General features: G+C 65.9%; 4 protein-coding genes and 3 pseudogenes. 2 read left to right on the plus strand and 5 right to left on the minus strand.

What is annotated here, in order from left to right; translation table 11 throughout:
• Both GJ630_RS19215 and GJ630_RS19220 read left to right on the plus strand, forming a co-directional pair.
• Window positions 1–1,004: pseudogene (locus tag GJ630_RS19215) on the plus strand (TIGR01177 family methyltransferase); the annotation flags it as partial.
• Window positions 1,005–1,093: 89 nt separating this feature from the next.
• Window positions 1,094–1,249, plus strand: coding sequence for a rubrerythrin-like domain-containing protein (locus tag GJ630_RS19220; protein WP_151102751.1), 156 nt, complete (start codon window positions 1,094–1,096; stop codon window positions 1,247–1,249).
• 28 nt (window positions 1,250–1,277) lie between these two features.
• Here the strand turns inward: GJ630_RS19220 and GJ630_RS19225 are convergent, their stop codons facing one another.
• From GJ630_RS19225 to GJ630_RS19245, 5 genes and pseudogenes are all read right to left on the minus strand, one after another.
• Complete coding sequence (locus tag GJ630_RS19225) at window positions 1,278–1,817, minus strand: GTP-dependent dephospho-CoA kinase family protein (RefSeq protein WP_014039131.1); 540 nt, start codon at window positions 1,815–1,817, stop codon at window positions 1,278–1,280.
• A 1-nt stretch (window position 1,818) separates the two neighbouring features.
• Window positions 1,819–2,016: a transcription elongation factor subunit Spt4 gene (gene spt4 / locus GJ630_RS19230; RefSeq protein ID WP_004960449.1), complete on the minus strand. Its 198-nt coding sequence runs from the start codon at window positions 2,014–2,016 to the stop codon at window positions 1,819–1,821.
• A complete protein-coding gene (locus GJ630_RS19235; RefSeq protein WP_004516007.1) occupies window positions 2,016–2,594 on the minus strand; it encodes a DNA-directed RNA polymerase in 579 nt (192 codons plus the stop codon). Before GJ630_RS19235 ends, spt4 begins: the two co-directional genes overlap by 1 nt.
• Before the next feature lie 3 nt (window positions 2,595–2,597).
• Window positions 2,598–2,974, minus strand: a pseudogene (locus tag GJ630_RS19240) (twitching motility protein PilT).
• Window positions 2,974–3,333: pseudogene (locus tag GJ630_RS19245) on the minus strand (translation initiation factor IF-2 subunit gamma); the annotation flags it as partial. The pseudogenes GJ630_RS19240 and GJ630_RS19245, both read right to left, overlap by 1 nt.
• Window positions 3,334–3,488: the final 155 nt, after the last annotated feature.

Genomic DNA, 3,488 nt, shown 5'->3' on the forward strand with positions numbered 1-3,488 from the left:
GGCGACGCGTTCGCGCGGCGGGAGGCAGCAAGCGCCGCGAGCGCCGTCGACACCCTCGCGCCCGGACTAGCGACGGCACGGGGCATCAGCGACCGTGTTCGCCACCTCGCGTTCACCCACCGGGCCTGTGACCTGATCGGAACCGCGGACCCCGACATCGAAAGCGCCGCCGCGCTGCTGTCGGCCGCGACCATCGACCGCGAGGGGAGCGTCGCCGTGCGAGCGGTCGACGTGCGAGCGAGCACTGGCATCGACACACAACAGGCTGAGCGGACGCTGGGCGGGGTGCTGACCGACCGCGGCTTTCCCGTCGACCTCGACGACCCCGACCACGTCCTCTATGCCTATCTCTCAGACCCCGACGGCGACGAGGAGGGCGGGACCGGCGAGGCCTGCTGTGCGCTGGGCTGGCTTACCGCCGAGAGCGTGCGGGACTTCGGCGGCCGACAGCCGACAGACCGCCCGTTCTTCCAGCCCGGCAGCATGGACCCGCTCGAAGCCCGCGCGCTGGTCAATATCGCCGGAGCCGGCCCGGACGCAACGATACTGGACCCGATGTGTGGCACCGGCGCCTCCTGCTAGAGGCGGGGCTGGTCGGGGCCGACGTGGTCGGCGGCGACGCACAGGAAAAGATGGTCTCGGGGACGCGCGAGAACCTGAGCTACGCGCTCGACGGCAACGGCCATCCCAACAGGGACGCCTATCCCGACCCGGGCGACTGGGGGGTGTTCCGCTCCGATGCGTCCAAACTACCGGTTGCCGACGACGCCGTCGACGCCGTCGTCTTCGACGCCCCCTACGGCCGCCAGTCCCGTATCGAGGGCGAACTCGCCCCCCTCGTTTCCGGTGCACTCGGCGAAGCCGACCGCGTCACAGGACGGTGCGTGCTGGTCGCCGACCGCGACTGGCGCGAGGCAGGGACCGGCGCAGGCTGGACTGTCACCGACTACTTCCAGCGGCGAGTCCACCGTTCACTTGTCAGACACGTCCACGTTCTTGAGTGAACATACGTCCACCTTCTCTGGACATGCGTTGTTATTTATTGCGGTATGAGCAAGGTTTATGCCATGACAAATGCTAATTAGTACCAAGTATGCCGACGTGGTCAGACCCCGCCCCGTGCGACGACGACGAACAGTTATTCGAATGCCCGGACTGCGGAAAGCGCCTCTGTAGCGAGCGCTCGACAGTCACCTGCGACCGCTGTGAAACAGATATGCAGAACCTCAGCGTTCCACGGCCGGAATAAAACCGGTCGCGTCCCGTTTTCTCGCCGGTTACTCCGACACGAGCGCAATCGCCCGCTCGGCGTCACCGTCCATCCGCTCCAGCAGCGACCGGACCCGGTCCCGGGCTTCGGCGTCACAGTCTGCCAGCACCATCCCTTCGTCCGGCTGGCCGTACACGACGCTGGCACCGGCAGGTGCGGCGAGCACTGCGGGGAGCGTGGCGAGGTCCTCCTCGCCGTCGACATCGAGAAGTGTCGTCTCGCCGCTGTCGATACCGTCCCTGAGCGCAGCAAGCAGTTCGGCGGTGAGCGTCGCGGCCGGGTTTGACACGTCTCGCTTCCGGTCAAACCCGTCGATAGCCGCCGACACGTCCGCGTCGACGGCCGAGCGCTTGGTCCGTTCGTCGACCAGCGCGAGGTCGGGCACCCGTCCGGCCTCGATGAGGTGGTACGTGACCATATCGCCAACGGCGATGATGGGGTCACCGGCGTCGGCCAGCAGCGCCGCTGTATCGGTATAAATCCGTCCGAGCGGCTCTTTCAGCTCGTGCCGCAAGTCACTCGGGAGTTCGAGAACGACGTCGGACACGTTAGCGGACTTTCAGCGCGTACTTGCCCGGCTCGGTCACTTCCATCTCCTCAGCGATGTCGGAGCGCTCCGGGTGGGCGATGACGACGTAGCCGGCCCAGTCCTCGGTCAGTGCGGTGCCGCCGCAGGCCTCACACTGGCTTTCGATCTCCGCGCTCTGGACGCGGTGACAGTCGCGACAGACGAGTCGGTCCGCCATCAGCTATCACCGGCTTCCGCCGTGCCTTCACGGCGCTCGCGCTCCTCCTGGAGCCAGCCGTGCTTGCCCAGGCCGACCTGTTTCGCCGTCAGGCCGATCTTGGAGTCGCGCGGGTTGCGCTCGTCGATACTCTTGGTGACGATACGCGCCCGGACGGCGTCACCGACGGTGAGCGTCCGGTTGGACTCGCGGGAGGCGAGTTGCTGGTTCTCCTCGTCGTAGGCCAGATACTCGTCGGAGATCTGGGAGACGTGGAGCAGACCGTCGACCGGCCCGATGCCGATGAAGGCCCCGAAGTTGACGACCTCGACGACCTCGCCGTCGACCACTTCCTGCATCTGTGGGTCGAACGTGAGGGCGTCGAACTCGGCCTCGTAGTAGACGCCGGGCTTGTTCGGCAGCACGGCACCGGTGCCGATGTCGTGGACCTCGATGACGGAGACGACGCTGCCGACGTCTTCGTCCATTCGTCCTTCGAGCTTCTCTTGCAGGAGCCGTTTGACCAGCCCCGGACTGACCTCCGCCAGAAAGCGTGGCGGGACTTCGACCGTATCGCGTAGGCGTACCCGTTTATACATGTGTTATGGTTGAGTGATACCCAGTTTGTTCCGGCCCCTTAAACTAATTACTGGACGCCCGCGTCCAGCAGGCGTCGTTTGAGGGGGGTGTCGTTCGTGACCGCGTGTGTCGCATCGTCTGCCTGTGCCAGTTCGAGGACGGCGTCGTCCGCGTAGTCCGCCGTCGTCTCCCGAACCGTACACCGGTCGAGCAGGTCCTGCCCGACCGAGGCGGCCGTCGCTTCCGCACCGGCCCCGTCGGCCAGTTTCGCCAGTTCGTCGCGGACGGCAGCGGGCGCGACGTAGTCCGTCGCGTCCGGCAGCACCCTATCGAGTTCCTCGAACAGCCGTACGTTGCATTCGACCGGCATCATCAGTGCGTTCGTGTCCAGCACAATCATCACCGCAGCGTGCCGACACCGATGAGCCGCCACCGAGCGCCGACACGGCGGTTGATGGCGATCTTCGAGCCCGAGGCCGCACAGACCGGGCGCTTGAGCGCGACTTCACATTCCTCGTCGCGCGCGCTTGTGACCGAACCGACTGTGGTGGCGGTACCGATAGTCAGCATCAGCGGTTCGCCGGTCGAAATCTCGTCGACTTCGCCGCCGTCGTCGCCGACGATGCGTTCCAGCAGGTCGACGTCCATCGTGAACGTCTCGTGAACCGGCGGGAGGCTCCCGGGCGGCCCGGCGACCTGTCCGGCGAGCGCGTCGCCTTTCGTGATTGCGGGGTCGAGCCCGGTCCCGACGCGAGCAGGCCGCCCCGGCGTGACCGTGTCCACGAAGTCGCCATCACCATTTATGACGAACTGCTCCACGTTCCAATCTAGTACGAGTTCCAGATGTGCCGCACAGAGGATTCAAAGCCCATTCTCACTAGCATGGATACATGAACTTCTCGCTGAACTCATCT

The organism is Haloarcula sp. CBA1122, assembly GCF_009741785.1.
Lineage (GTDB): Archaea > Halobacteriota > Halobacteria > Halobacteriales > Haloarculaceae > Haloarcula > Haloarcula hispanica.

Excerpts from the sequence above, each read along its gene's own strand:
- GJ630_RS19220 (WP_151102751.1), top strand. The coding sequence starts at position 1,094 with ATGCCGACGTGGTCAGACCCCGCCCCGTGCGACGACGACGAACAGTTA.
- spt4 (WP_004960449.1), bottom strand. The coding sequence starts at position 2,016 with ATGGCGGACCGACTCGTCTGTCGCGACTGTCACCGCGTCCAGAGCGCG.
- GJ630_RS19235 (WP_004516007.1), bottom strand. The coding sequence starts at position 2,594 with ATGTATAAACGGGTACGCCTACGCGATACGGTCGAAGTCCCGCCACGC.